The following is a 23003-nucleotide window of genomic DNA, read 5'->3' on the forward strand; positions in this document are numbered from 1 at the left end:
CTGGCCCCGTTGTAGCGGCGCAACGCGTTCAGGTGCTCGCTGGCGCGATCTGCCAGAAGCCTATGTCCCCCGCACCACCTGCTATAATCGCTTCGTTCATTGGTGGCAGGCAGGCAGGCAGGCAGGCAGGTATGGATGACCGCATCATGGATGCACTGGCCGCCGGCCATGACGCAGCGCGCCGATCATCGCGTATCGCGGCCAATAGAGAGCAAGATGCAGGCCGGTCGCAAGGCAGGCTGAACAACAACGGACAAGCACCAACTGCCCCGCTTTCATCAAGCTTGCAGCTCGGCAACGCGCTTAGGGGTTCACGCCCTGGTTTCGCCCGCGAAACGCAGCGCCTTATGGTGTGCGGTCTGCGGTTACCAGACGGGCTTCGCGGATCGCGGTCTTGGAACCGGCGACGCGCAGGCAGGAAGCTTCGAAATTGGGCCAGGCCCGCTGTGAACATTCGCGGCCGACCGGATGAATGTCGAGGCGATCGCCCTTGGCGAAGGCTTGCGGCACGCTGGCTTCGACCTGCGGGGCAAAGCCGGGAAGAACGGTAAGGGCGGCGGCGACAAACGCGGCGATCGCGATTACTGAAAGAGCCTTGATCATGACGGTCCCCTGTCACTGGGCCTTTGCGGCCCGTCGTTGGTTGGCGGACTGATACCCAGCCCCAGTTTCAGGACGTCTTCGCGAGGGGCGAAAATGGTTTCGTCCCGCCGGAGTTTTGTTTCGTCGCCAGTGCGGGACGAAACAATGCCGGCTTGCATAGGTGACGCCCCAACCCCGAAGTGGTTCAGGGGCTTGCGAAATATAAAGCCCGGCCCCAGGGCTCGGGGGACTGGAACCCGCCCGGCTTGCCGCGCCGCCCGGGGCGCGGTAGAGGGATTTATGCCCCGTGTCGCGCTGTATCCAGGTTCATTCGACCCCGTCACCAATGGCCATCTGGATGTGGTCCGGCATGCCGTCCGCCTGTGCGACCGGCTGATTGTCGCCATCGGCGTCCATCCTGCCAAAAAGCCGCTGTTTTCGACCGATGAGCGCCTGGCGATGGCCAAAGCGGCGTTTGCGCCGGTCGCCGCGAAGGCCGGTTGCGGCTTCGACTGCACAACCTACGACAATCTCACCGTCGCCGCCGCCCAAAAGCATGGCGCGACCATCATGATTCGGGGCCTGCGTGACGGCACCGACCTCGATTTCGAGATGCAGATCGCCGGCATGAACGAAACCATGGCGCCAGACGTGCATACCGTGTTCGTTCCGGCTTCGGCGGCGGTCCGCCCGATCACCGCCACACTGGTACGCCAAATCGCAGGCATGGGCGGTGACGTCTCGGCATTCGTGCCATCCTCGGTTGCCGCCAGCCTCAAAACCAAATTCGCCGCTAACTAGACGCTGGCGCGTTTCGCAAACCGGAGTTTCCATGATCCGAATTCTCCCCGCCGTTATCGCCGCGCTGTTTTGCGCCGCTGCAGCCATCGCGCAGCCGCTTCCGGCCAATCTCGACAAGCCAAATGCGATCGTCATCGACACCACCAAGGGCCGCGTCGTGATAAAACTGCGAACCGATCTGGCGCCGAAACACGCCGAACGCATCAAGCAACTGGCGCGCGACGGTTACTACAACAATGTGCCGTTCCATCGGGTCATTGAAGGTTTTATGGCGCAGACCGGCGACGGCAAGAATTTCAACGGCACCGGCGGCTCGAAATATCCAAATCTGCCGGCTGAATTCTCCAACGTGCCATTCAAGCGCGGTATCGTTGGCATGGCGCGCACCAGCGACCCCAACTCGGCAAATTCGCAATTCTTCATCATGTTCACCGACGGCCCGTCACTGAATGGACAATACACGGTGATAGGCGAGGTGGTGTCGGGAATGGATGTGGTCGACAAGCTCAAGCGCGGCGAACCGGTCGCCGATCCCGACAAGATGGTGAAAGTGCAAGTCGCCTCCGACATCAAATAGACCGATGGTCATGTCGCGCCGCACGCTGCCAATCCAGGTTGCCGCGGCATTGCTGTCGACGTTATGGATAACTCCGGTCTGGGCTCAGTCCGAGCGGCTCGACAACATCAGGCAAGTGTTCGCAAGGCTGCGTACTTGCTGGAAACCGCCGCCGGCGGCCAGCGCCAACATCGACATCACCGTGATCGTGAGCTTTAACCGCAGCGGGGACATCATCGGCCATCCCAGGATCACTTACGAATCCGAACAGGCCACCGACGGCGATCGGGTGATGTACCGCGTTGCGGTGATGGAGGCATTGCAACGCTGCACACCGTTGCTATTTACAGATGGGATGGCCGGCGCCGTTGCCGGCCGGCCCTTCGCGATCCAGTTTCGCAACCGAAGACCTTCACCCCAACCTGTAGAGAAGCGAGCATGGCTGACACCGAAAACAGTTTGATCCTCGAAACCACCCAGGGGCCGGTCACGATCGAGATGCGGCCCGATCTGGCGCCCGGTCATGTCGCTCGGATCAAGGAGCTGGTGCGCGAAGGCTTTTACGACGGCATCGTGTTCCACCGCGTGATCGAAGGCTTCATGGCGCAGACCGGCTGTCCGCAGGGCACCGGCACCGGCGGTTCCGGCAAGAAGCTCAAGGCCGAGTTCAACAAGGAGCCGCACGTGCGCGGCACCACTTCGATGGCGCGCGCCGCCAGCCCGGATTCCGGCGACAGCCAGTTCTTCATCTGCTTCGACGACGCTTCGTTCCTCAACAACCAGTATACGGTCTGGGGCAAGGTGACGTCGGGCATGGAAAACGTCGACAAGATCAAGCGCGGCGAGCCGGTGAAGAACCCCGACAAGATTATCAAGGCACACATGGCGCTGGACGCGGCCTGAATCACAAATCGTCATACGCGGGGCTTGACCCGCGCATCCATCAATCTTCAGATGAGTCTTACGTAGAAGATGGATTGCCGGACGTAGGCGAGCGGAAGCGACGCCTTCCTTCAGACGGCTATGTCCGGCAATGACAGTCTGCCCATGCGCACCGACCTGTTCGATTTCGAACTTCCCGCCGCCAGCATCGCGCTGCGGCCGGCGAGCCCGCGCGATTCCGCGCGGATGCTGGTGGTCGAGCCCGACGCCGTTTTGCGCGACCGCACGATTGCCGAACTGCCGCAATGGCTCGAGGCCGGCGACCAGTTGGTTGTCAACGACACCAAGGTGATATCGGCCCAACTGAAGGGACGCCGGATCGGCCGCGATGCCGAGCCGAAGATCGAGGCGACGCTGATCAGGCGCCTGGACGGCTCGCGCTGGCAGGCGCTGGTTAAACCCGCCAAAAAGCTGGCGCCGGGCGACGTGGTTCGCTTCGGCAATGAAGGCAAGGTATGCCTGCTCGGTCACCTCGATGCCGAGGTCGAACACAAGGGCGACGACGGCGAGATCACCTTCTCGTTTTCATTTCACGGGCCGGCGCTCGATTCCGCCATCGCCGATTTGGGCGCGCCGCCGTTGCCGCCCTACATCGCCTCCCGGCGCTCCCCCGACGAGCAGGACGCCGCCGACTACCAGACCATGTTTGCGGTCAACGAGGGTGCGGTTGCGGCGCCGACCGCCGGCCTGCATTTTACCCCGGCGCTGGAAGCAAGGTTGCGCGAGCGCGGGATCGGGATCCACCGCATAACCCTGCATGTCGGGGCCGGGACCTTCCTGCCGGTCAAGGCGGACGACACGGCAGGGCACAAGATGCATTCGGAGTGGGGCACGATCTCCCGCGATACCGCGCAGGCGCTGAATGCGGCGCGCGCCAACGGCGGGCGCATCGTCGCCGTCGGCACTACCTCGCTGCGGCTGCTTGAAAGTGCCGCGGCGCCAGACGGCGCGATCCAGCCGTTCGCGGGTGAAACCGCAATCTTCATCACGCCGGGCTATCGTTTTCGCGCGGTCGATATTTTGCTGACCAATTTCCACTTGCCGCGTTCGACGCTGTTCATGCTGGTATCGGCATTCAGCGGTCTCGAGACCATGAAACGGGCCTACGCCCACGCGGTTGGCGCCGGTTACCGGTTCTATTCCTATGGCGATGCCTGCCTGCTGTTTCGTGATAAGTCCATTTGATGACATCAGCCGATCATTTCCAGCTGACGGGCCGTGACGGGCAGGCGCGCACCGGCGTGCTGACCACCCCGCATGGGCAGGTGCGGACGCCGGCCTTCATGCCGGTCGGAACCGCCGGCGCGATGAAAGGCATGCATTGGCGCGAGGTGCGCGACGCCGGCACCGATATCGTGCTCGGCAACACCTATCATTTGATGCTGCGGCCCGGCGCCGAGCGCATTGCCGCGCTCGGCGGCCTGCAAACCTTCACCGGCTGGAACGGGCCGATGCTGACGGACTCCGGCGGCTTCCAGGTGATGTCGCTGGCGCAGTTGCGCAAGGTCGGCGAGCGCGCGGTTACCTTCCGCTCGCATATCGACGGCGCCAGCGTCGAGCTGTCGCCCGAGCGCGCGATCGAGGTGCAGCGGCTGCTCGGCGCCGATATCGCCATGCAGCTGGATGAATGCGTGCGGTTGCCGGCGACGCGCGCCGATATCGAGCGGGCGATGCAGCTTTCGCTCCGTTGGGCCGAGCGCAGCAAGCGCGCGTTCGAGACCGCGCCGGCGGGGTATCTGCTGTTCGGCATTGCCCAGGGTGGAGACGTCCCCGAACTGCGCCGGGCCAGCGCGCTTGGTCTGACCGGGATCGGATTTCACGGCTACGCGATCGGCGGCCTTGCGGTCGGCGAGCCTCAGTCGGTCATGCTGGCGATGATCGAGGAGGTGGTGCCGATCCTGCCGCAGGATCGCCCGAGATATCTGATGGGCGTCGGCACGCCCGAAGACATGCTGGAGGCGGTCGCCCGCGGCATCGACATGTTCGATTGCGTGATGCCGACCCGCAACGGCCGTCACGGGATGGCGTTCACCCGGTTCGGCCAGATCAATCTGCGCAACGCCCGTCACGCCGACGATGCACGGCCGCTCGACGAGGAAAGCCCATGGCCGTCGGCGCGCGGCATCTCGCGCGCATACCTGCATCACCTCGTGAGATCAGGCGAGACGCTGGGCGCCATGCTGCTGTCGGAAATCAACGTCGCCTACTACCAGCACCTGATGCATGCCATCAGGGAGGCGGTCGCCCAGGGAACATTCGAAAGTTTTCGCGAGCGCACGCGCGCGCAATGGGCGCAGGGCGATATCGCGGCACGCTAAAATCGATTCAGAGTTTAATTGCAGGCCAGCCGCTTGACGGCGTGCTTGGTGACGAAACCGTAGCCGCAGGTGTCGCAGGTCCAGAGATAACTGATGACATTGTCGGAGAGAAAAGCGGAAGTTTCCGCCGCCACCATTGAATCGGCACAAACGGCGCAGGTCGGCAAATCACGTCCGCGCGGTGCGGAGTGAGACGCGTTGGTCGACCGAACCTCAGCAATTGCTGGCATCGTGACCTCCCTGCCATCTGAACCTGACGCAAACATACGTCGGTTTGTTTGACGATGTCGCAACACAAATGCGTTGGTTTTACGTTATTTGGCTGCTTTAAATTTTTGCAATGCAACGAATTCCCGGCTCGCGGGATTCCGGCTTGCACCTGGCACAAGCTGGCCCTATTGGGGGAAGAGCTTCTAATTTCACGCACATTGTCTCCGCGGTTTTCACGGGGGTCTGTCATGGACGCGTCGTCGGCAACGGGTGCAGCGCGGTCATGCCGCAGCATTGTTTGAGGAAAATCCAGCCATGGCAGACCAACCAAGACGGCCGAGAACACTCAACGATGCGCGCACCGAAGCGGAAGCGGCATTCAAGCGCACCACGACCAAGGTACCGGAAGCGCCACCCAAAAGGGCCGCCCTTCCGAGCGTGAAGGAACTGGTTTCGCTGCGGATCGATCAGGATGTTCTGGAACATTTCCAGGAAGGCGGACCGGGCTGGCAGGACCGGATCAACGAGGCTCTGCGCAAGGCGGCGGGGAAATAGAATTGAACCCGAAAACTAAAAAGCCCGGTATGAACCGGGCTTTTTGTTGAAGGCGAATTCGTCGGCCTGTTCGCCGACCGAATGATCTCAGTGGAACAGCCCACCCATCATGCCGCCGATCAGGCCGCCCGGACCGCCCGGGCCGCGACGATAACCGCCGCCGCCACCGCCTCCACCACCACCGCTATGACGGTGGTGGGCCGGCCTGTCGTCAGAATCGTCGCTTGTGCTGGTGCTGGTGCTGGTGCTGGTTTGCGTCGTGGCGACGATTTCCGCCAGCAATGCCTTGTGCTGTAGCGTGTTGAGGTAGCCGGTCTTGGGATAGCCGCGCGCGGCCTGCCAGCGCGTGATCACGGCGCGCGTCTCGTCATCGAACTTGCCGGTCACTTTGGTGTCGAAACCAAGGCCGTTCAGCCGGCGCTGCACGTCGCGGCGCTGGCCCCTGTCGAGGCCGATCTGATCCTCGGTGGTCTGATTGGATTCGTCGGTGAAGGTTGCCGGATCGATGCCGGTGGTCAGGTTGCGGGTGGTGGTGCTGGGGCCGTTTTCCAGCGCCGCGATCCGGGCCAGCGCCAGCGACTTGAACTGACCGTTGGGGTAGCTGCTGAGGTAAGCGTTGAGTTCTTCCGGCTTGTTCGACTCCTTGACCGAACGCCAAAACTCCAGTTCGACGTCGGTACCGGTGGAGGCCGAAGCGACCGCGGGCGGCGTGGACGACGACGGGGTCGCCGCCGTGTTGGCCGCGGGGGCGGGAGCCGGCGCCGGATTGAGATAGACCGAACCGATCAGGTTGGTGTGGCCCCAGGGCAATTGGCCCTTGTTGGTCTCTTCGTTGACCTGGGCGCGGACTTCCGTCATCGCCTGCTGGATCTCGACACCGGGCGTCGTGATGTGGGCGATCAGGGCGCGCGTAAACGGACTGTTGGTACCTCCCTGGCCATCGAGTGCGGTCTGTCCGGGACCGGTGGCGAACGCGATCAGGGTGCCCTCGCCGGATTTCATTTCGGCCAGACCCGTTTGCACCGACACACTGCGGGTGGCGGAATTCGACTTGATCTTGGCGGCGAAGGGATTGTCGCGGCAGGCGTCGAGGAACACCAGCTTGACCTTGGCGTCGCTCATGGTCTGGTCGAGCGTGAGGTCGATGTTGATGGCGGCGCCAAGCTTGACGTCCATTTCCGATTTGATGTCGGCGTCGATCGGCAACAAATAGTTGGTGCCGCCGATGGCGATGCCGTGGCCGGCATAGAAGAACACGGCGACGTCGGCGCCTTGCGCCTTCTTGCCGAATTCAAGCAGCCGCTCGGTCATCTTGTCGTGCGTGAGGTTGGTGCCCTCGACGACTTCGAAACCGACGTTGCGCAACACACTCGCCATCGCCTTGGCGTCCATCGGCGGGTTGGGAAGTTGTGCCACGTTCTTGTAGGCGCCGTTGCCGACGACGAAGGCGACGCGACGGTCGGCCTTGGCGGCATTGGCGGTGAATAACATGCAAATCAGGGAAAAAATGACGGTGAGGTAGCGCATGTGAAATCCCCTGGCTGAGTCGAGCAATTTCGGCTGCAACGGTTGCGGTGAACCTACACGAAAAAAACACACTTCGCGCCACAAAAAATCGCCGCCGCCCAATTTTCGGCACCGGCCATTCCGGGCGGTTCACGGTATCGAATTAGTGTTCGATCCCAACGTGATTTAGATCACAATTGGCTGGGAAATCGGCACAAAACGGTCAGGCTCCGGCGGGCGCGGGAACCGGCTCGGGAGGTTTCAGGTTCAACAGATTGCCGGTGAGGATCAGCGCCGCGCCGAGCACGGTGAAAATGTCCAGCCGTTCCGAATAGATCAGCCAGCCGGCGACGGCGGTCAACGGGACCCGCAGGAAGTCCATCGGCAGCACCACGGTCGCATCGGCATGCAGTAGCGCCCGCGCCATGCAGTAGTGGGAGAACGTGCCGCAGAATCCGATCGCGACGAGCCAGCCCCAAACATCGGCGGAGGGCCATCGCCAGACATAGAGCGAGGGGAAAAATCCGGCCGCGGCCTGGATTACCAGCATCCAGAAGATGATCGCCAGGGTGTTTTCGGTGCGGGTCAGGGACTTCATCATGGCGACGGAAATGCCAAACCCCACCGCGGCGGCGAGCGCGATCAGTTGGCCCGGATTGATCTCGCCGGTAGCCGGGCGAACGATGACGATGACGCCGACGACGCCGAGCACGATGGCCGAAATCTTCCAGATCGTCATGCGCTCGCCGAGGAATGTCGCGGCCAGGATCGCGGTCCAGATCGGCATGGTGAATTCGATCGACACCACCTGGCCCAGCGGAATCAGCGTCAGCGCGAAGAACCAGCCCAGCTGGGCGGCATATTGAACGAGGTTGCGGCCAAGATGCTGCAGCGGCCGCGAGGTTTTCATCGCCGCGAATCCGCCGTTGAGGCGGATCAACGGGTAGAGCAGCAAGAAGCCGATCACCGAGCGTGCCTCCATGACCTGAAACACGCTCAGTTCGCGCGTCGTCTCGCGGCCGGCAACCACCACGACCAGCATCAAAGCAAGCCAGCCCGCCATCCATAGCGCGGCTCTGGGTTTGGAAGCCGTTCGGTCCATCGGTGGCTTTGGGCCATCTGTGCCGCGCGAGTGCTGCGCGGGAAGGTTTCGGAAGCTGAGGCCGTATCGGTCCGCTCCGGGATTTGCAACGCGCAAATATGCCGACGCGGTGATGCACCGTCCCAATTTCGATGCTAAGGACTGCTTGGTCTGGCGCGGTCCGGACCGGGCGTTTTACAGGAGAATTTGGCTCAATGCTTACCTTGCAACCCGCCGAATGGTCGAAGCCGCGCGGCTTTTCCCACGGCGTCGCATTCGACGGTCCCGGCCGATGGATCGTGCTCGCCGGCCAGACCGGCGGCGACGAGAAGGGCGACTATCAACCGGACATGGCGGCGCAGGTCGGGACGGCCTTGCACCGGATCGTCAAGCTGCTCGGGGAAGCCGGCGCCGGTCCGGAGCACATCGTTCGCCTCACCTGGTATCTGACCAGCCGCAGCGAATATGAGGCCGCGGGCACCGGTATCGGTGCCGCCTGGCGCGAGACGCTCGGACGAAACTTTCCGCCCTCGACGCTGCTGTACGTTTCCGGTCTGGTTGACGCGCGCGCCAAGGTCGAGATCGAAGTCACCGCATTCTTAGCCAAAGCATAGGAACTTTTCCCATGGCCCAACGATCCACATCCGCCGACTACGTCACAGCTTTCGCCACCGGCTGGCCGGAGAAACAACCCGACATCATGGTGCTGTCGCTGACCACGCAGAAAGGCGTTCAGGATTTTGCCCTCAAAAAGGAGCAGGCGCTGTTAATCGCCAAGACCATGAACGAAACCGCCGCCCACCTCGCCGAACCAAAAAAGGCGTAGGGCAGGTTGGCGGGCGCAGGCCGCGGGCGCGATGCTGCGCCTTAGTGGCGCGACAGCGAAATAGCGGCAGTCCTGAAGGCGGTGTCGGTCTTGATCACCACGGACTGCCTGTTGCCATGAGTGGTCAATGAAATATTCGCGGTAAATCCGGCCGCGCTGGCGACCACCTGGAAATTGCCGTTGCTGCCCCGCCCCTGAAGGGTTCCGTTAGCATTGCGGTTGCTTTCGCTCCATGTCCCCGACAGCGATCCGCCCTCCGCGACCACGTTGGCGGCGAGGTTGAATTTGTAGGAGTCGCTGGCGCAGACGAGGGTCTGGTTGAGCCCGGTTCCGCTGGCGTTGACGGCATAGGAGGCACGGCAGCGAATTCGCTCGCTCGAACCGTCGTCAAGCGTGACGGTGCCGCCGCCGGACCAGTTGCCGGCCATGCTGGTGAACGGTCCCGATTGGGCGTAGCTGGCGGAGCCGGATGTGAAGACGGCGAACAACGTGACGGCCGCGACAATCAGCCCTCGTGCGAGTGCGAAGGATTTCGCGGCCTGACCTTGTTTATTGCCGTGACGCTTCCCATCGTCCGCTGCACGGTACGCCCGAAGATGCCCCATTCCATTTCCCCGATCCGGTGTTGCCACTGAGTTGGCCGTTCGCATATGCACCATGGATCGAGACTCGCACAAGACCTTCGCGTCCGATGGTTCCGGAAATGTCGGCGCCGGCCGCGGAAACTCTACCGTCCGCGACCGTGAGCGTCGAGCGCGTCGACGGTTCGCAACTGCCGCTTTTTGTCACAACGGTAACACTCCAAAGCCCGTCATACGGCGACTGGGCATGCCCGGGAGCAGCGGTGAGAGCGCCAGCGACAGCAAGAATGGAACTACAAAATATGGTACGAATGCGGTTATGGCGCATGGGGTCAGATCCCTGAATTTGGTGTGATGACGCGGCTTATTCAGGGGACATTGTGTTCAAAATTTGCTGCGCCGCGGCAACACGAAAAGTTCCCTATAAAATCAAACGGATGGGGTTAAATTTTGTTCCATCCTAGGAACCGGCATTTGACCGGATTCAGGAAAAATCGGGGGTCGGGCCTCAGTCCGAAAGGCTGGGCGCCTTGGTCGCAAACTGCTCATCCTGGGGCCTGGCCGGCAGGCTGTTGTGGGCCTTGGCGTAATCGATGACTTCACCGAGAAGTTTTTGGCCGAGCGGCGCCAGCGCGCGCTCCCACAACTCGCGGGCGGTTTCGCCCTTTTTGACGAAAACCCACTCCTGCGCAGCGATGGCTCCGGCATCCATGCGCTCGGCCAGATGATAGACGGTGCCGCCGGCGATCGGATCGCCCTCCTTGATGGTCCATTCGATTGCGGCGATGCCGCGGTGCCGTGGCAGCAGCGAAGGATGATAGCCGATCCCCCCGAGCCTTGCGGCGGCGAGGGCTTCCTTGCTGATGCGGGCGTGGCTGTGAGCCGTCACGATCAGGTCGGTGCCGTCGGCGATTTCCCGGGCGACGACCAGTTTCGGATTGGCCTGCACCGTCACCTCGATGCCGGCGGCGCGCGCCGCCGCGGCAAGCCGGTCGTCGCCGTCGGCCACCACGACCCTGACGATCTCGACACCGTGGTTTCGGAGCATGTCAAAAGTCGTCACGCCGAAATGGCGGGAGCCGACAAGGGTAATCCGCATGGTGTGGTATCCGTCGTTCGTCAGGTCATCCGTCGCCGTCCTGAATGCCATGGACGGCGCACAGGAGGGGACGCTATTTGCTTCCACCCGGCTTGATCCACATCTTTTCTCCCGAACAGGCGGCTTGCCGGCTCAGTTCCAGGGCCAAATCGCCAATACCGACAGCGCGGCCAACAGTGCCGGCGGCATGATGACGATACCGAGCCGCAGGAATTGCCATGCCGTCACGATCTCGCCGTCGCGGCGAAGCGCGATCAGCCACAGGATCGTCGCGAGCGAACCCGTCACCGAAAGGTTTGGACCGAGATCGACGCCGATCAATATGCCGCCTGTGACGCCAAGCGGAACGTGGGCGCTTTGGCTGACTGTCGCCGCGACCAGGCCGGTCGGCAGGTTATTCATCAGGTTTGACAGGAACGCGACGATGACACCGGCACTAAAGCCGGTTTCGCCGGGAGAGGATGCCGCAGCGTCACGAAGCGCGCGCGTGATCGGAGCAAGGATGCCGGTTTGCCGGACGCCGTCGACCAGCACGAATAATCCGGCCACCAACGGCAACACGCCCCATGAGATATCCCGCAGCACCGGCCTCGGCGACTGGCGGTTGATGACCAGCACGATGACGGTCACGGCGGCCCCTGCAACGAACGTCGGCAAGCCAAGCTGCCGGTCCAGCGCCGAAGCGCCAAGCAGTGCTGCGGCTGTAAGCACAATACCGGCGGCAATGCATTTTCCGCCGACCGACAACGGAACGGCCGCAAAGTCCGTCGAAATTGCCTGATGCAGCGCGGTACGCTGGGTGAAACGCAGCAGCCAATAGGTGACAAGGATCGAGGCCATCGACGGCAACGTGAACTGGTAGAGCCATTGGGCGAGCGGCGGCATATGCGCGCCGAAGATCACGAGATTCGCCGGATTGGAGATCGGCAGCACAAAGCTCGCGGCATTGGCGATGAAGGCGCATATGAAAAGATACGGCAGCGGCTCGACGCGGGCGGCCGTCGCGGCGGCATATACGGCTGGCGTCAGCACGACCGCGGTCGCGTCGTTCGACAGCAACACCGTGACGAGCGTTCCGACGGCATAGACAATCAGGAATAGCCGTTTCGCCGAGCCTTTGGCGTGGCGGACCGCGAGCGCCGCCAGCCAGTCGAACAGCCCTTCCAGACGCGCTACCTCGGCGAGCAGCATCATGCCGATCAGAAACAGATAGACGTCGCTTCCCTTTTCCGCCGCGGTGAGCGCGTCGCGCCAGGGAAGCAAACCGAAGGCGATCAGGGCGACCGCGCCGATCACGGCCCAAACATATTCCGGCACGCGAAGCGGACGCAGGATAACGCCAAGGGTAGCGAAACCGGCGACGGCCAGGATCAGTGAGGTATTGTTCACCGGTCAGGACGCCGCGGCCGGGGCCACGGCGCCGTCGCCGATCAGCTTGCCGGCGCAGGCCGGCTTGAGCAGGCCGGCAAACGAAAGCCAGATCACGATCGAGCCAATGGCGAGGCATCCCAGGAACATGAACGCGGTGGGGTAGCCCAGTCCCTGGGCGAGCCAGCCCCCGATCGCTGGACTAAGGGCCGCGCCAATTCCCTGAACCGTCATGACCGCACCTTGTCCGACATTGACCCTTCCGGTCCCGTTGAGGATGCGAGCCACCAGACCGGGGACGGCTACACTCTGCAAGCCCGCGCCGATGCCGTCGAGCGCCTGCACCGGAAATACCCCCCAATATTTGATCACCGAAGCCGCGATCAGGCCGCGCACCGGCAACGCGATAAAGGATATCAGCAGTACCAGCCAATAGCCCCGCTTTTCCGCCATCCGCATCGCGGCGATCGCAGCGAAGATCATCACTCCCTGCGCGACCACGATGGTCATGGCGACAAAGCCGGCGCCATTGCCCTGCTGTCCGGAAACCACTGCCAGACCGTAGAGCGGCAGCATCGCCGCATTGCCGAGATGAAACAGCGCGAGCGCGGCGGCCAGCACCAAGAGCGGCCTGCATTCGAACAGCACCTGCCAGGCGTTCGCCGGCGGCTTGCTGCTGTCGGCATTGGCGCCGCGGGCGACATGGTCGTCGATCGCGTTGCGCGGGATGACCAGCACCGAGACGATCGAGAGCACGCCGAACACGCCGGCCAGAATGAACACGGCGCCGAAGCCGAACTTCCAGCCGAGGTAGCCGGACAGGGCCGCGCCGACCATGTTGCCAGCGTGATTGAAGGCCTGATTGCGTCCATTTTGCCGATTGAAGCCGACCTGATGAACGATCCCGAGCGTCATCCCGGTGACCGCCGGCACGATCGCGGCGCCGGCGATCGCGGTCGCGACCTGCGACGCAGCCACGACCCAAAAATCCTGCGAGAGCAGGACCAGGGCGGAGGCGGCGATGGTGCAGATGCCGGGAATGATGACATAAGCGCGCTTGTGCGCGGTCGCATCGATCATCGCTCCCGCCGGCGTGGTCATGATCATGCCCGCGACGCCGCCGATGGTCATGACGGTGCCGATCAGGCCGCTCTCCCAGCCATGGGCAAGCAGAAATACGCCGAGGAACGGACCAATGCCGGCCTGGAAATCAGCCATGAAAAAGTTCAGAGCCAAAAGCGCCGCCCTGGTTAGCGGCTTTGTCCCCGCGCGTTCGACCAGGCCAGCCTCCTCATGCCGCGGTTTGCTAAGGAAATCGGCCAACAACGCGAAGGTTCCGTCCGCGGGACCCTGCAAGGTTCACAGAGGGTTTTCTCAAGGCGACGTGTTATCGTCCGCGCCGACGAGGTAACCGAATGAAATCCGCAGGCTCTCCGCGCGACTGGCGACGCATCCATCATTCGCCGATGTTCTGGATCGGGGTTGCGCTGTGTCTGGCGGCGATCATGATTTACGTCTGGTCTGACGATCTGGCGTGGCGCTGAGCCCGTCAACGATGAAAGAATCGGCGGTCAGACCGCTTCAATGTTTGGCCGATGCCTCGGCGGCGGCGCGTCGCGCGGCTTCCGCGGCTTCCGGATGCCGCCGGTAATAATCGCATTCGCCGGGCCGGCTCGCGCGCTCGAGGCCTTCCTGCTTTGCGGCCTGGCGCAGGCTCTCGTCTTTGGTGTCGACGATGGTTTGATCGCCGATGAACGCGAGATAGGATTCGGAGCTTGTGAGCGGCAGGATGCCGGCCTCGCTTGCGAGCACCTTGCAGCCCACGGCGAAATACAGATCCTTGGTCCGGCGCATGAACCGGTCGCGCCTCTCCTGGTATTTCGCCTTGATTTTCGCCCGCAGGCTCTTGGCCGATGAATCGACCTGCTGTGCGGCGGCGGGCAGTGATCCCGCCAGCAGCGCGGCGATAACGAGTGCCACGATACGAACACGCATTTTGACGATCTCCCCGGACAGGATCCGGCAATTGTTCCTGAATCGACCGGTGAGGGCAATAAAAACCGTCCGGCGACGGAGGCGGTCATCGTCGCCGGCGTGACACGGTATCAGGCTTAGCGCCGCATATCCGTGGGCGTTTTTGCCCAATAGGTCGCAACGCCGATAAACCCGGCAAACGCGCAAACGTTGATGAGGAGTTCGACCCACTGCGCCACGACGTGCCAAAGCGGTCCATCGGACTTTGGTTCCGGAATGGCTGGGTTGCAAATTAAGCGGCCGCCGGAACCGCGCGGGGCCGCGCCCTACCTGATCAATCCTGCCAGCCGCGGCAGGGTCAGGCTGATCTCGGGGATGCAGATGATCAGCAACAATCCGGCAAACAGCGCCAGCATATAAGGCACATAGGTGCGAAAGTGCTGGCCGACGTTAAGGTTGGCGAAGCGCAGCGCCATCAGCAGCCCTACGCCCATCGGCGGCAGGAACAGCCCGATGCCGACTGCCGCGGTCTGCACGATGTTGAAATGGATGGGATCGATGCCCATGGCCTCGGCGATCGGAAATACCACGGGGATGAGCACGACCGCGGCGGGCAGGCCCTCCAGCACCATGCCGAACAGGCAACTCATGACGGCGGTTCCGATCAGGAACAGCCACGGGTGCGTTTTCAGTGGGCCAAGCAACTCGCCGAGCAATTGCGGCACTCCGCTCACGCCCATCAAATATTGATAGACCGAAGCGACCGCGAGCAGGAACACCACGGCGGCGGTGAGGATCGCGCTGTCGTAGGCGATCCCGGCCATCTCGCGCCACGAGACATTGCGGTAATAGAGCTTGGCGGCGAGGAAGGCGTAGCCTGCGACCACCGCACCTGCCTCGGTCGCGGTGATGATGCCGAGAATGAAGCCGCCGAGGATCACGAACGGCACTACCATCGGCACCGCGGCGTGCAGCGCGGCGTGGCCGAGGCGCGCAAGACTCGGCCGGGAATCCACCGGCCAATCATTCTGGCGCGCGCGGATGTAGACCACGGCCATCAGGCACAGCATGATGACGACGGCCGGAATGAAGCCAGCGACGAACAGCGCCACCGCCGAGGTGTTGGTGACCTGTGCCAGCACGATCATGAAGATCGCCGGCGGCACCAGCATGCCCATCGCGGTGCCGGCGGCGATCAGCGAGGCTGAATCGCGCGGGTCGTAGCCGGCGCGGGTCAAAGGCGGCATCAGCGCGGAGCCGAGGGCCGAGACCTCCGCCATTTTCGATCCGCAGATGTCGGAAAAGAAATACGCCACCACGATCACGGACATGCCAAGCCCACCCTTGACCCAGCCGATCAGCGCCCGCGCCAGTTCCACCAGTGCGTGGCTCATGCCGCAGCGCTCCATCAGGTTGCCGGCGAACACGAAGGCGGGGATGGCGAGCAGCACCCAGCTTTGCGATCCCGACACCAGCGCCGAGGCAAGCTGTTGCATCGGGTAGCCGCCGATCCACAGTCCGGCGACACCGGCGACGCCAAGTGCGAACACGATCGGCATCGAGAGCAGGATCAGTACCGCGAAGACGATGGCGACGACCGCAAGCAGCATGAACGGATCGCCTCAGTGCCGGGGCGCATTTGGCGGAAGCGGGGAGATCATCATCGCGAAACCATAGATCGCAATCAGGATGCCGCCGGCCACCGAGGACGCATAGAGCCAGGCGAGGTTGATTTGCAGGCCGGGCGTCGTGAGCGTGCGGTTGAGCAGGCAGAGCTTGAAGCCATAATACGCGACCAGCAGGCCGAAGCCGGTGATCAGCGCGTGATTGAAGCGGTGGATCCGGAGCTGTGCCGTCTGCGGCAGCCGATGCGCGAAAACGGCGAGCGAAAAATGCGTGCGCGACTGGATGCCGATCGCAGCCCCGATCAGCGTCAGCCACGCCAGCGAGAGCTCGCCGACTTCCTCGACCCAGGTGAACGGCACCGGGTCGACGTCGAGCCTGTCGGTGATGGCGCCGACGAAATAGCGCAGGATCACCCCGACCAGGAGGTTGACGATGGCAAGGACGATCAGCGCCGTGACCGTGATTTTCGGGACGGCTGAGAGGATACGCAGCATGCGCGAGGCAATCCCGGCGACAGCGTGAAGGGCGAAGGGCCGGGGATGTGACCCCGGCCCGTTGTCGGCTCTAGGCCTTGAAGCCTTCGATCTCATCCCACAGGGCGCCGTACTGGGCCTTGTAGGCCGGCCATATCTTCTGCTGCGCCACTTGACGGAATTCGTCGACCTTGGCTTCCACCACGGTCATGCCGAGCGGCTCCAGTTCCGACTTGGCCTTGGCGAAATTGTCGACCGACTCGGTCGCCTCGCGGATCTTTTCCTGGGCGGCGCGCGACAGGTCCAAGATCAGCTTCTGCTGGTCGGGCGTCAGCCCGTTCCAGACCTCGAGGTTGATCACCGCGTTGGTCGGGCCGTAATTGTGATAGGTCATCGAGGCGTATTTCGACACCTCGTAGATCTTCAGCGCCTTCATGTTGACAATCGGCAGGTCGCCGCCGTCGATCACGCCCTGCTTGGCGGCGGTGACAACCTCGCCATACGCCATCGGCACCGCGTTGCCGCCGAGTCCGTTGATGGTGTCGCCGAAGATCTTGGCCTGCTGCACCCGGATTTTCATGCCGCGCAGGTCTTTCGGCTCGACGATCGGCTTCTTGCCGGTCCAGAAATGGCGGAAGCCGTAGTCGAAGTAGCACATCACCTTGAGCTTGTAGTTGTCCTGGATCTGCTGGCTGATCTTGTCGCCGATCCGCCCGTTGAGCATGGCGTAGGCGGAGGCGTAATCCTTCACCAGATAAGGCACCAGCAACGCGCCCATTTCCGGAAACACGGTGGCGGCCGCACCCGCCGGGCTGCCCATCGCGACGCTGCCGGACTTGACCGCGTTCATGATCTCGAGCTCCTGCGGGATCAGGGTCTTGCCGAAGAACTGCATGTCGAGCGCGCCTTTGGATTGCGCGTTGACCTCCTTCGCCATCCAGTCGAACGCGACCGCCGCCGATTCAGGGACGGCGTTGATATGCGCGAAGACGAGCTTTTTCGGCTGGGTTTGCGCCAAGGCCGGCGCGCGGCCGGTGGCGAGAATGCCGGCCATGCCGGCGCCCGCGTGCAGAAGCGTGCGGCGATTGAGCGAGACGCGGCTCGCGTGAGCTGGCATGGGCGATCCTCCAATACTGGTTATTTTGTGGGTCCTTCGGGCAGGGCAGACCGGTCGCCAGCTTACAGCATAGCGGGTTCGTTGCCAGTGGGGATGCGGACCCTTTGTCGGTTGGTCCAGTAAGCATCTCCTAACCACCACCATCGGCTGCTTGAAACCAAATACCGCCTATTGAAGTTATTCCGCCACAATGGTGTTCCGCGAGGCAGCTTCGATGCTGGTAAATGGAAAATATGCGGCCTGGTTCAGAACTCCTTTGGGCGAGGGCACGGGCACCATTATCCTGCGGGATGGCAATGTTTCCGGCACAGACACCGTCATGGCCTACAGCGGCTCCTACCGGCAGGATGGCGACGACTTCAGCGCCGAGATTGCGGTCACGCGGCACTCCGCGGGGCAATTGTCGGTGTTCGGGATTGATGACGTCGATATCGCGCTTACCGGAAAATCTACCGGTTTGACGGCGTCGTGTCGCGGCAGGTCGAAACAGCCGCCGGGCATGGCGTTCGATGCGACCATCATTCGGATGGCCGACTGAGATAATATGAAACCATGCCCCAGAGCCGTTTCCATCTCGATGGAATCCAGACGGGGCCAGATTGTTGTTTTGACGTGTTTTCTTTACGCGAACCGGTATCCCCTTCGCTCGCAAACGCTCTAGTAGCCGTCAGGCAGTAGCCGCAGCTTCGGTTTGACCGGGCTCGGGGCGGGCTGTTCTTCGGCGGGCTGTTTTCGGGATTTGCGCAGTTCGGCTTCCGCAAGATGACGCCGCAACTCGGTACTGCATAGCGTTATCCGGTTGCGCGCTTCGCGACGCTCGAAAGGCGTCAGCGAGGCGTTTGCAAGCTCTATCCATGCTATCCTGAGCAATTCCCTCAGGTTGCTGATATCGCGATCGAGAAGTTCGGGCTCCGCCATCCCCAGCCGGCCTTCGAAATAGACGAGGCAACGCTGTGAAAATAATTCTGATTCCTTACCGGGGCACAATGGGCTCGCGGTGCAACCGCCTTGGGGCAGCCATCGATCGGTCGCAAGTGCTCTAATTGGCGGTGCCGACGGCCTTCGGTGGTTTTGCCGAAGTGGACTTGGCCGCTGCTTTCGGCGCTTCCGTGGCGCGCGCATTGCCCCAGGGGTCGACCGGGGGCTGATCGGGAATGCTGCGCAGGGAGTTCTTGTAGGCGCGTTCGGCCGCCCGATCCGCCTCGATCTGTTGCCGCGACTTGGGAGCTGCAGCCGGCGGGCCGGGGGTCTGACCTTTGACCAGGCCTTGGGCGCAGGCCGATCCGGCCAGCAGCGCGATCATCGCCGCAACAAGGAAAGCCTTCATGCCTATGCCTCCCTCGGGGGATCCGGTCGCACTACGCTACCGATATTTACTCCCGCAGTTGGCAAAAGGCGAGATGCCGATGGCGCGGATTTCCGATTGCGCGGGATCGCCGGCCTGTTTGTGTCGTCTACCAATAGATGCCGTGACGATGAAGCTGGTAGATCACGCGCGCTTCCATCGACAGGTGCTTCCTTCGCGGCTCGGCAACATTGTCAGGCTTGTCTGCAACCGCCGGCGCTTTGGTCTGCCCTTGAGGTACTGCCAGTTTCGGCCGTTCGACCGCGGGCGGCGGGAGTTCCGCCTTTTGCTCCGTTTTGGGTTGCCCGGCCGCCGGCTGCCCGGTCTCGCTCGACGCCAGGCTGAGGCTTCGCGATGGGCCGGCAACGCTGGCGGTGGCGGACGCCACGGTGATCGCAGCAATCAGGATGATTTTCCGCATGTTGATCCCCTTGGTTCACCGAAACCGGTTCCCGTCCGACCCCATCAGCCAGCCGTCGATAGATTCCACCGGCTCCTTCGCATGTCGCTCAGATGTTTCCTGCAAGACTGGTGGTAAAACAAATCAATGATGAGTGCCCACATGACCGAACCTCGTTGTTTGATCGGAGGCCATGTTGGCCGATGACGGTTTCCGAACGTCTTCGCACATGCGCAAAAATGGTTTCGCCAGCCATCAAAATGGTTTCGCGGAGCCCCGGCCCATGAAACAGCTTCACGGAATCGCGATCACGGCGCCAAGGAGTTCCGGCCAGGTGTCGATTCCTGAAGACAGGAATTAACAGGCGGATGCTCACGGTCCCGATCTAGGCTGCCGGAAGCTCGGCGTCGTTCAGGCTTGCTGCTCGCCGCTGACGCGCCGGATCGGCTAGGGGCCGAAGCGATGATCGACGATGAGGTTGTGCAAAACGTCTGCGTAGCTCAGGTGATAAACAAGATGGGCCCTGTGGATTGGGATGGCCACCAGGGACAGCAAGAGCAGGACAAATCCGATCAGGAAAATTCTGGATTTCAACGTCATCGGCCCCGCCATGGAATCCTTACCGTCGCCAACCTAGAAATCGCGGGGCCTTTTCAGAACCTCCCATTTCAGACTTGCTGCGGATTGCGGCGGACTGTTGCAAAAATGCTTCGGAAGCTGGCTTTGGCTGGTTACAAGGCCGCCTCACTTTATCGAGGATGCCGGTTGTTGGTGTTGGCGGAGGGTTCGTAAATTCTCCCTGACCTCATCGTCCTCCAGCGCATCCTGAACGCGGCGTTCGTCGGTGACGAATGAAGCTTGGGTATTCTCGATCATGCCATCCTTGGCGACGGTATTTTTTGGGTTAGTCATGCACCTTCTCCAAGCCATCGCTGAACCACGCCAGATTGCGCGGCAACTCAGGAAGTGTGCCTCGTTATGCTTCCGACACTTTGAGTGAGATCAACTTTATTCCGGAAAATCGGGCGCGGGCTCCGGTCCGTGTCTCACGCGCAATCGTGAATTGCGAGGTTCGGAACCCATATCGCCGGGGCGCCGGTCAAGGATCTCAGGCGATCCGGCGGTATCCGTAAATCCAGGCCGCAATATAGGTTCCGAGCACCCCAAGGACGAACCCGGCGGAAAACACATTTATGTTGTGCAGGCGGGGCGTTCCCGCTTTCCACGCTATGCCGTTGAGCACGGCGAGAACGATAACGACGCCGATTCCGTAACCGGTGAGTGTGCGCATGTGACAATCCCACTTTCTTGTCGCCCCGCACGGTTCGATCATAGCTGGCCGGGTCACGGGTGCCAGAGGGTCAACCATGCGTTGGCGAAGGTTTGTTTCAGGCCGGCTTCAGGTCCGCGCCTCCTATTTGTGCATTTGTCTCCGGAACGAATTTCGATCTCCCGCGTGAAGTAGTTGGGCAGGCAAGGGAGGAGAACAATCCCATGGTCGGCAAGCTAACCAAGTTGCAGTCGCAGGATGTCATGGGGGGCTTTTATCTCGGTGTCGCCGTTGTCGGCGTCGAAGCTCTGGTCGCGATGGGTTTGGTTATCGCGTTTATGTAGCGCCGGCTCGACCTGCGCAGTGTGCTATCGTTCGCGTTCAGGCTGGCGAGCCTTCGGTGGCACGAAGATGGCGCCGGCGTCGGGATGATCCTCGTCGGCGAACGCTCCCTGCCGGGAGCCGTCGCCTGGCATTCGTCCATCAAACAGGAACGGCCGTAATCCATTCCCGCTTGCAACGGCCGGCGTTTGCGATTGCTCAGGCTTGGTATCTTGCGCGTTGGTCGTGGTCGCGGCCAGTGCCAGCACAAACGCGATCACTAGTCTCGACATGACGGGCTCCTCCTCTCGCGCACCAGCCAACCGTCGGGGCGAAAACGGGCGTCAGGATGGCGGCCATCTGGCCTGCCGACGCGGGCGCCGATCGGCCGGCCGCAAGACACCGTACACAAGACACCGTACAAATCCCCGGACTCACCAGCGGGGCCGAACCCGCGCCGGCCATATACCGGGCGTAATTCAGCAATACGGGAACGGCATGCGCCTGGCATTGGAACGAACGCCGCTGCGACGTCGTCTGCTCATCGCCGGCGCCTGCGCCGTGCTGACCGGCGCCGCTGCCAACGCTCAAGATCTTGATCAGGGCAAATCGGCAGCGAAGCTGTTCGCTGATACTTGCGTGGCATGTCATCGCAGCGCAGGCGGTCTTGCCAAGGGTCGTTTCCGTCTCACGCTTTTTATGTTCTTGAGGGACCACTACGCCACCAGTTCGGGCTCGGCCTGGGAACTGGCATCCTACCTGGATTCCGTGGAGGGCGCGCCCCACGGCCGATCACGAACGAGGGCGGGGAAATCGTCACTGGCCGCGACCAGCGTTTTAGGCTCTCCGCCGCGTCCGCCGAGGCCGGTGCCGGAACACTGAAAGACCCGGCAGCCGTTTAATCCCGATCGTCAGTCCACACCCACATCGGATAAAATCCCGCACTCACCAGCGGGCTTCCTAGAGTCGTGGAGGGGCCATTTGGGCAGCTCATGGAGCAATGATAAACATTTCCCGCACCATCGCCTGGCAGGCGGACTGCGCGGCGGCGCCTCCGATGCCGCCTGAAAAGTTCGACACCGCATAAATGCCGAGATTGAACGCATAAGTTCCGGGACCCACTTGCGAAGCCATGCCCTGCGGGAAGTTCTGCGTGGCAAAAGGCACGTTGACAGTCTCGTCTTCCCAGCCGCTGAGCCGCTTGTGATAGATGGGAAGACTGACATATGAAATCACTGTGGGGCCCTGCGAGAGGGAGGCTTCAAGTCCTCCATCGACGGTGGCGGAGGCGCTCAAGCCGTGGCAGGCCAAGAGGTACTTGTATTGGAAATCAAGAGTCCCAGAGAGACTGACCGACGCCGTGCGGTCCAGACTGAAAACGACGCCCACCCCGCAATGTGCATTTACGAAAGTGTTGGCACCGCCGGAGATGTCGCCAGATTTCACATTCGCGATCAGATTGCCCTGAACGTCACTGTAGTTTTGGGTCGGCGGCCCGCATAGGGAGACACGCGCGGCGAGGGCAGCCGCGAACCTTGATGGTCAGGAAAATCGGCGGGCCGCAGAGGCTCAAAACCGCCAGCGTCCTGTGCGTCCTTTGACAGCGCCTTCAGCGCGGCGGCCGCCTTGGCATCCGCAAGAATGAGCGCATCGATTGGCTCAGCCAGAGCGCGTTGCAGTTCCTGCCCTTGAGCGCGCAACGCCTGGGCAGCCGCCGCTTCAGCGCTGACTTTTTCGATCATACCCCGGACCGATGCTTCGGCTAGATCGCGCTCTTCTGATGTGACCTTGGTGCTGAACGTCAGTTCAAGTTTTCCGGTCATTTCCAGCCTCCACGGTTTCCGAGGATACAACCATGGGAGGATCGCGCTGTCGATTCGACCCATCGGAAAACGTAACGTTTGGCGCGTTGCGGCTCACCGGAGAAGCGGGGACGATGGCACCATGGAAAACGTCTCCCCAATGCCGGCCAGACGCGCGCTTGCTGCCCTCGAACAGCCGGCGCAAGACGGCGGCCAATTCCCCGGGGACTCACCAGCGGGCTTCCTAGAG

32 protein-coding genes and 1 pseudogene are annotated in these 23003 nt (G+C 62.3%); 13 read left to right on the top strand and 20 right to left on the bottom strand.

The window, feature by feature from the left end; genetic code table 11:
• Positions 1-25: 25 nt before the first annotated feature.
• Positions 26-118, top strand: a pseudogene (locus E7813_RS01585) (transposase); the annotation flags it as partial.
• Between the two features lie 227 nt (positions 119-345).
• On the opposite strand, the gene E7813_RS01590 reads toward E7813_RS01585, so the two are convergent.
• Complete coding sequence (locus tag E7813_RS01590; RefSeq protein WP_291570191.1) at positions 346-603, bottom strand: hypothetical protein; 258 nt, start codon at positions 601-603, stop codon at positions 346-348.
• Between the two features lie 279 nt (positions 604-882).
• Here E7813_RS01590 and coaD point away from each other — a divergent pair, with 279 nt between their 5' ends.
• The 6 genes from coaD (at position 883) to tgt (ending at position 5199) form a co-directional block, all read left to right on the top strand.
• Entirely contained in the window at positions 883-1383 is a 501-nt protein-coding gene (coaD, locus tag E7813_RS01595) for a pantetheine-phosphate adenylyltransferase (protein ID WP_291570192.1), read from the top strand.
• Between the two features lie 31 nt (positions 1384-1414).
• Positions 1415-1960: a peptidylprolyl isomerase gene (locus E7813_RS01600; protein ID WP_291570195.1), complete on the top strand. Its 546-nt coding sequence runs from the start codon at positions 1415-1417 to the stop codon at positions 1958-1960.
• Between the two features lie 10 nt (positions 1961-1970).
• Entirely contained in the window at positions 1971-2402 is a 432-nt protein-coding gene (locus E7813_RS01605) for a hypothetical protein (protein WP_291570197.1), read from the top strand.
• Positions 2378-2842 carry a peptidylprolyl isomerase gene (locus tag E7813_RS01610; protein ID WP_291570199.1) on the top strand — a complete coding sequence of 155 codons (465 nt, stop codon included), beginning with the start codon at positions 2378-2380 and terminating at the stop codon, positions 2840-2842. The genes E7813_RS01605 and E7813_RS01610 overlap by 25 nt, the downstream gene beginning before the upstream one ends.
• Before the next feature lie 144 nt (positions 2843-2986).
• The gene (gene queA, locus E7813_RS01615) at positions 2987-4066 is read left to right on the top strand and encodes a tRNA preQ1(34) S-adenosylmethionine ribosyltransferase-isomerase QueA (protein ID WP_291570201.1); all 1080 of its coding nucleotides are present in this window, start codon (positions 2987-2989) and stop codon (positions 4064-4066) included.
• Positions 4066-5199, top strand: a complete 1134-nt coding sequence (tgt, locus tag E7813_RS01620) for a tRNA guanosine(34) transglycosylase Tgt (protein WP_291570204.1) — start codon at positions 4066-4068, stop codon at positions 5197-5199. The genes queA and tgt overlap by 1 nt, the downstream gene beginning before the upstream one ends.
• Positions 5200-5213: 14 nt before the next feature.
• Here tgt and E7813_RS01625 read toward each other — a convergent pair whose 3' ends face one another.
• Positions 5214-5429, bottom strand: a complete 216-nt coding sequence (locus tag E7813_RS01625) for a hypothetical protein (RefSeq protein ID WP_291570206.1) — start codon at positions 5427-5429, stop codon at positions 5214-5216.
• A 295-nt stretch (positions 5430-5724) separates the two neighbouring features.
• On the opposite strand from E7813_RS01625, the gene E7813_RS01630 reads away from it, so the two are divergent.
• The gene (locus E7813_RS01630) at positions 5725-5964 is read left to right on the top strand and encodes a BrnA antitoxin family protein (protein WP_291570207.1); all 240 of its coding nucleotides are present in this window, start codon (positions 5725-5727) and stop codon (positions 5962-5964) included.
• 87 nt (positions 5965-6051) lie between these two features.
• Here E7813_RS01630 and E7813_RS01635 read toward each other — a convergent pair whose 3' ends face one another.
• Together E7813_RS01635 and E7813_RS01640 are read right to left on the bottom strand one after the other, a co-directional pair.
• The gene (locus tag E7813_RS01635; protein WP_291570209.1) at positions 6052-7491 is read right to left on the bottom strand and encodes a caspase family protein; all 1440 of its coding nucleotides are present in this window, start codon (positions 7489-7491) and stop codon (positions 6052-6054) included.
• A gap of 202 nt (positions 7492-7693) precedes the next feature.
• Positions 7694-8572: a DMT family transporter gene (locus E7813_RS01640; RefSeq protein ID WP_291570211.1), complete on the bottom strand. Its 879-nt coding sequence runs from the start codon at positions 8570-8572 to the stop codon at positions 7694-7696.
• 194 nt (positions 8573-8766) lie between these two features.
• Between E7813_RS01640 and E7813_RS01645 the strand changes: the two genes are divergently transcribed.
• Together E7813_RS01645 and E7813_RS01650 are read left to right on the top strand one after the other, a co-directional pair.
• Positions 8767-9165 carry a RidA family protein gene (locus tag E7813_RS01645; protein ID WP_291570213.1) on the top strand — a complete coding sequence of 133 codons (399 nt, stop codon included), beginning with the start codon at positions 8767-8769 and terminating at the stop codon, positions 9163-9165.
• Positions 9166-9176: 11 nt separating this feature from the next.
• The gene (locus E7813_RS01650; protein WP_291570214.1) at positions 9177-9377 is read left to right on the top strand and encodes a hypothetical protein; all 201 of its coding nucleotides are present in this window, start codon (positions 9177-9179) and stop codon (positions 9375-9377) included.
• A gap of 41 nt (positions 9378-9418) precedes the next feature.
• Here the strand turns inward: E7813_RS01650 and E7813_RS01655 are convergent, their stop codons facing one another.
• The 5 genes from E7813_RS01655 to E7813_RS01675 form a co-directional block, all read right to left on the bottom strand.
• Positions 9419-9982: a hypothetical protein gene (locus tag E7813_RS01655; protein WP_291570216.1), complete on the bottom strand. Its 564-nt coding sequence runs from the start codon at positions 9980-9982 to the stop codon at positions 9419-9421.
• Complete coding sequence (locus E7813_RS01660; RefSeq protein ID WP_291570218.1) at positions 9927-10286, bottom strand: hypothetical protein; 360 nt, start codon at positions 10284-10286, stop codon at positions 9927-9929. Before E7813_RS01660 ends, E7813_RS01655 begins: the two co-directional genes overlap by 56 nt.
• A 180-nt stretch (positions 10287-10466) precedes the next feature.
• Complete coding sequence (locus E7813_RS01665) at positions 10467-11057, bottom strand: formyltransferase family protein (RefSeq protein ID WP_291570220.1); 591 nt, start codon at positions 11055-11057, stop codon at positions 10467-10469.
• Between the two features lie 132 nt (positions 11058-11189).
• Positions 11190-12446, bottom strand: coding sequence for an arsenic transporter (locus E7813_RS01670; protein ID WP_291570222.1), 1257 nt, complete (start codon positions 12444-12446; stop codon positions 11190-11192).
• 3 nt (positions 12447-12449) lie between these two features.
• Positions 12450-13661, bottom strand: coding sequence for an MFS transporter (locus tag E7813_RS01675; protein WP_363331144.1), 1212 nt, complete (start codon positions 13659-13661; stop codon positions 12450-12452).
• A gap of 179 nt (positions 13662-13840) precedes the next feature.
• On the opposite strand from E7813_RS01675, the gene E7813_RS01680 reads away from it, so the two are divergent.
• Positions 13841-13969 (top strand): hypothetical protein, encoded by a 129-nt coding sequence (locus tag E7813_RS01680; protein WP_291570226.1) that lies wholly within the window; start codon positions 13841-13843, stop codon positions 13967-13969.
• Between the two features lie 37 nt (positions 13970-14006).
• Here the strand turns inward: E7813_RS01680 and E7813_RS01685 are convergent, their stop codons facing one another.
• The 4 genes from E7813_RS01685 to E7813_RS01700 form a co-directional block, all read right to left on the bottom strand.
• Positions 14007-14420: a hypothetical protein gene (locus tag E7813_RS01685; RefSeq protein ID WP_291570228.1), complete on the bottom strand. Its 414-nt coding sequence runs from the start codon at positions 14418-14420 to the stop codon at positions 14007-14009.
• A 305-nt stretch (positions 14421-14725) separates the two neighbouring features.
• Entirely contained in the window at positions 14726-16009 is a 1284-nt protein-coding gene (locus E7813_RS01690; RefSeq protein WP_291570230.1) for a TRAP transporter large permease, read from the bottom strand.
• A gap of 12 nt (positions 16010-16021) precedes the next feature.
• Positions 16022-16519 carry a TRAP transporter small permease gene (locus tag E7813_RS01695; protein WP_291570231.1) on the bottom strand — a complete coding sequence of 166 codons (498 nt, stop codon included), beginning with the start codon at positions 16517-16519 and terminating at the stop codon, positions 16022-16024.
• A 70-nt stretch (positions 16520-16589) separates the two neighbouring features.
• Positions 16590-17615 carry a TRAP transporter substrate-binding protein gene (locus E7813_RS01700; protein ID WP_291570232.1) on the bottom strand — a complete coding sequence of 342 codons (1026 nt, stop codon included), beginning with the start codon at positions 17613-17615 and terminating at the stop codon, positions 16590-16592.
• Positions 17616-17829: 214 nt separating this feature from the next.
• On the opposite strand from E7813_RS01700, the gene E7813_RS01705 reads away from it, so the two are divergent.
• Entirely contained in the window at positions 17830-18153 is a 324-nt protein-coding gene (locus E7813_RS01705) for a hypothetical protein (protein WP_291570234.1), read from the top strand.
• Between the two features lie 119 nt (positions 18154-18272).
• Here the strand turns inward: E7813_RS01705 and E7813_RS01710 are convergent, their stop codons facing one another.
• From E7813_RS01710 to E7813_RS01720, 3 genes are all read right to left on the bottom strand, one after another.
• Positions 18273-18533, bottom strand: a complete 261-nt coding sequence (locus E7813_RS01710; RefSeq protein ID WP_291570236.1) for a hypothetical protein — start codon at positions 18531-18533, stop codon at positions 18273-18275.
• 121 nt (positions 18534-18654) lie between these two features.
• Positions 18655-18942 carry a hypothetical protein gene (locus E7813_RS01715; protein WP_291570238.1) on the bottom strand — a complete coding sequence of 96 codons (288 nt, stop codon included), beginning with the start codon at positions 18940-18942 and terminating at the stop codon, positions 18655-18657.
• Between the two features lie 127 nt (positions 18943-19069).
• Entirely contained in the window at positions 19070-19381 is a 312-nt protein-coding gene (locus E7813_RS01720) for a hypothetical protein (RefSeq protein WP_291570240.1), read from the bottom strand.
• Between the two features lie 441 nt (positions 19382-19822).
• Here E7813_RS01720 and E7813_RS01725 point away from each other — a divergent pair, with 441 nt between their 5' ends.
• On the top strand, positions 19823-20152 hold the full coding sequence (locus tag E7813_RS01725) for a hypothetical protein (protein ID WP_291570242.1): 330 nt from the start codon (positions 19823-19825) through the stop codon (positions 20150-20152).
• Between the two features lie 316 nt (positions 20153-20468).
• On the opposite strand, the gene E7813_RS01730 is transcribed toward E7813_RS01725, so the two are convergent.
• The 4 genes from E7813_RS01730 to E7813_RS01750 all read right to left on the bottom strand — a co-directional run bounded on the left by E7813_RS01730 (position 20469) and on the right by E7813_RS01750 (position 22774).
• Complete coding sequence (locus E7813_RS01730) at positions 20469-20651, bottom strand: hypothetical protein (protein ID WP_291570244.1); 183 nt, start codon at positions 20649-20651, stop codon at positions 20469-20471.
• Between the two features lie 347 nt (positions 20652-20998).
• Positions 20999-21244, bottom strand: coding sequence for a hypothetical protein (locus E7813_RS01735; RefSeq protein WP_291570246.1), 246 nt, complete (start codon positions 21242-21244; stop codon positions 20999-21001).
• A gap of 697 nt (positions 21245-21941) precedes the next feature.
• Positions 21942-22397: a hypothetical protein gene (locus tag E7813_RS01745; protein WP_291570248.1), complete on the bottom strand. Its 456-nt coding sequence runs from the start codon at positions 22395-22397 to the stop codon at positions 21942-21944.
• Between the two features lie 8 nt (positions 22398-22405).
• Positions 22406-22774: a hypothetical protein gene (locus E7813_RS01750; protein WP_291570250.1), complete on the bottom strand. Its 369-nt coding sequence runs from the start codon at positions 22772-22774 to the stop codon at positions 22406-22408.
• Positions 22775-23003: the final 229 nt, after the last annotated feature.

Source organism: Bradyrhizobium sp., assembly GCF_004799405.1.
Lineage (GTDB): Bacteria > Pseudomonadota > Alphaproteobacteria > Rhizobiales > Xanthobacteraceae > Bradyrhizobium.

Bases quoted from the DNA above. Each gene is read 5' to 3' on its own strand.
- E7813_RS01720 (WP_291570240.1), bottom strand. From the start codon at position 19,381: ATGCGGAAAATCATCCTGATTGCTGCGATCACCGTGGCGTCCGCCACC.
- E7813_RS01730 (WP_291570244.1), bottom strand. From the start codon at position 20,651: ATGCGCACACTCACCGGTTACGGAATCGGCGTCGTTATCGTTCTCGCC.
- E7813_RS01605 (WP_291570197.1), top strand. From the start codon at position 1,971: ATGTCGCGCCGCACGCTGCCAATCCAGGTTGCCGCGGCATTGCTGTCG.
- E7813_RS01660 (WP_291570218.1), bottom strand. From the start codon at position 10,286: ATGCGCCATAACCGCATTCGTACCATATTTTGTAGTTCCATTCTTGCT.
- E7813_RS01710 (WP_291570236.1), bottom strand. From the start codon at position 18,533: ATGGCGGAGCCCGAACTTCTCGATCGCGATATCAGCAACCTGAGGGAA.
- E7813_RS01695 (WP_291570231.1), bottom strand. From the start codon at position 16,519: ATGCTGCGTATCCTCTCAGCCGTCCCGAAAATCACGGTCACGGCGCTG.
- E7813_RS01680 (WP_291570226.1), top strand. From the start codon at position 13,841: ATGAAATCCGCAGGCTCTCCGCGCGACTGGCGACGCATCCATCATTCG.
- queA (WP_291570201.1), top strand. From the start codon at position 2,987: ATGCGCACCGACCTGTTCGATTTCGAACTTCCCGCCGCCAGCATCGCG.
- E7813_RS01630 (WP_291570207.1), top strand. From the start codon at position 5,725: ATGGCAGACCAACCAAGACGGCCGAGAACACTCAACGATGCGCGCACC.
- E7813_RS01625 (WP_291570206.1), bottom strand. From the start codon at position 5,429: ATGCCAGCAATTGCTGAGGTTCGGTCGACCAACGCGTCTCACTCCGCA.
- E7813_RS01665 (WP_291570220.1), bottom strand. From the start codon at position 11,057: ATGCGGATTACCCTTGTCGGCTCCCGCCATTTCGGCGTGACGACTTTT.
- E7813_RS01715 (WP_291570238.1), bottom strand. From the start codon at position 18,942: ATGAAGGCTTTCCTTGTTGCGGCGATGATCGCGCTGCTGGCCGGATCG.
- E7813_RS01590 (WP_291570191.1), bottom strand. From the start codon at position 603: ATGATCAAGGCTCTTTCAGTAATCGCGATCGCCGCGTTTGTCGCCGCC.
- E7813_RS01650 (WP_291570214.1), top strand. From the start codon at position 9,177: ATGGCCCAACGATCCACATCCGCCGACTACGTCACAGCTTTCGCCACC.
- E7813_RS01725 (WP_291570242.1), top strand. From the start codon at position 19,823: ATGATCGACGATGAGGTTGTGCAAAACGTCTGCGTAGCTCAGGTGATA.
- E7813_RS01690 (WP_291570230.1), bottom strand. From the start codon at position 16,009: ATGCTGCTTGCGGTCGTCGCCATCGTCTTCGCGGTACTGATCCTGCTC.
- E7813_RS01750 (WP_291570250.1), bottom strand. From the start codon at position 22,774: ATGACCGGAAAACTTGAACTGACGTTCAGCACCAAGGTCACATCAGAA.
- E7813_RS01705 (WP_291570234.1), top strand. From the start codon at position 17,830: ATGCTGGTAAATGGAAAATATGCGGCCTGGTTCAGAACTCCTTTGGGC.
- E7813_RS01685 (WP_291570228.1), bottom strand. From the start codon at position 14,420: ATGCGTGTTCGTATCGTGGCACTCGTTATCGCCGCGCTGCTGGCGGGA.
- coaD (WP_291570192.1), top strand. From the start codon at position 883: ATGCCCCGTGTCGCGCTGTATCCAGGTTCATTCGACCCCGTCACCAAT.
- E7813_RS01610 (WP_291570199.1), top strand. From the start codon at position 2,378: ATGGCTGACACCGAAAACAGTTTGATCCTCGAAACCACCCAGGGGCCG.
- E7813_RS01700 (WP_291570232.1), bottom strand. From the start codon at position 17,615: ATGCCAGCTCACGCGAGCCGCGTCTCGCTCAATCGCCGCACGCTTCTG.
- E7813_RS01645 (WP_291570213.1), top strand. From the start codon at position 8,767: ATGCTTACCTTGCAACCCGCCGAATGGTCGAAGCCGCGCGGCTTTTCC.
- E7813_RS01600 (WP_291570195.1), top strand. From the start codon at position 1,415: ATGATCCGAATTCTCCCCGCCGTTATCGCCGCGCTGTTTTGCGCCGCT.
- tgt (WP_291570204.1), top strand. From the start codon at position 4,066: ATGACATCAGCCGATCATTTCCAGCTGACGGGCCGTGACGGGCAGGCG.
- E7813_RS01635 (WP_291570209.1), bottom strand. From the start codon at position 7,491: ATGCGCTACCTCACCGTCATTTTTTCCCTGATTTGCATGTTATTCACC.
- E7813_RS01735 (WP_291570246.1), bottom strand. From the start codon at position 21,244: ATGTCGAGACTAGTGATCGCGTTTGTGCTGGCACTGGCCGCGACCACG.
- E7813_RS01655 (WP_291570216.1), bottom strand. From the start codon at position 9,982: ATGGGGCATCTTCGGGCGTACCGTGCAGCGGACGATGGGAAGCGTCAC.
- E7813_RS01640 (WP_291570211.1), bottom strand. From the start codon at position 8,572: ATGGACCGAACGGCTTCCAAACCCAGAGCCGCGCTATGGATGGCGGGC.